This window comes from Azospirillum sp. B4 (assembly GCF_000333275.1).
Classification (GTDB): Bacteria; Pseudomonadota; Alphaproteobacteria; order Azospirillales; family Azospirillaceae; genus Nitrospirillum.
On record NZ_BACU01000566.1, the window covers coordinates 1 to 1,131 of the forward strand.

Consider the following 1,131-nt stretch of genomic DNA (forward strand, 5'->3'; position numbering starts at 1 on the left):
TATCGTGGGTGGCGACCAGGCAGGTGGTGCCCAGTTTGTTCAGCTCGATGAACAGCCGCATGATGCGCAGGCTCATCTCGCGGTCGATGTTGCCGGTGGGTTCGTCGGCGATGATCAGCTTGGGGCGGGTGACCACCGCGCGGGCGATGGCGACCAGTTGCTTCTGCCCACCCGACAGGCGCAGCGGGCGCTCGTCCAACTTGGCTTTCAGCCCCACCCAGGACAGCAGTTCCGTCACGCTCTCCCGCACGTGGGACTCGTCCTGCCCCGCCAGGCGCAGGGGCAGGGCCACGTTGTCGAACACCGTCAGATGGTTCATCAGGCGGAAGTCCTGGAACACCACGCCGATCTGTCGGCGGATGGCCGGCAGGGCCTTGCGCGGGGTTTTGGACAGGGGGTGGCCCAGCAGGGTGATCAGGCCACGGGATGGCCGCTCCGCCAGGTACAACAGCTTCAACAGGCTGGACTTGCCGGCGCCGGTGGGACCGGTGAGGAAATGGAAGGACCCCGGCGCCAGCTCGAAACTGATGTCGCGCAGCACCTCCGGGCCCGTGCCATACCGCAGGCCGACGTTCTCGAAACGGACCAAAGGCGGGATTCCTTACGACGGAAAGGCCTAGAAACGGAAAGGGCCCGGCCCGCCCGATCTCGCGGGTGGGGCCAGGCCCGGTCCGGAACGGCGGAGGACTACTCGGCCGAGGCGGCGTCGGCGTCCGCGCGTTCGTTCGCCGGGAACAGACCGGCCTTCTCGAACGCCGTCAGCGTCTCCTGCGCCCAGGCGCGCAGGTCGGTCAGGCCGCTGTGGCCGGTCCACACATCGATGCCATAGCGCTTCTCCAGGTCGGCGTCGGTCATCTTCAGCGCGTCGCGGACGGAGATGAATTCCTTCTCCAGCAGCTTCCAGATGTCGCTTTCGCAGCGCTTGACGGTGATCAGGCCGACGCCCTGGCTCTGGAAGCTCTTCAGGCGGCGGAAGGACTGGTCGTTCTCATAGGGGCCGAAACCACCGGCCACCTCGTTCAACACGATGAAGCGGCGGCCGAAGGGCAGCCACTCGTTCTTGTCGAACGAGTACTGGATCAGGGCGCGCGCGTCCTCGATGGCCTGGGCCTCGGCCTTGGGGGACGATCA

The 1,131-nt window shown here is 66.7% G+C and carries 2 protein-coding genes; both read right to left on the reverse strand.

Going from position 1 to position 1,131, the window contains the following annotated elements; genetic code table 11:
* A partial coding sequence (locus tag I55_RS25555; protein WP_044563546.1) for a cell division ATP-binding protein FtsE occupies window positions 1–589 on the reverse strand: 589 nt, incomplete at its 3' end.
* A 98-nt stretch (window positions 590–687) separates the two neighbouring features.
* Window positions 688–1,026, reverse strand: coding sequence for a hypothetical protein (locus I55_RS25560; protein ID WP_199902720.1), 339 nt, complete (start codon window positions 1,024–1,026; stop codon window positions 688–690).
* Window positions 1,027–1,131: the final 105 nt, after the last annotated feature.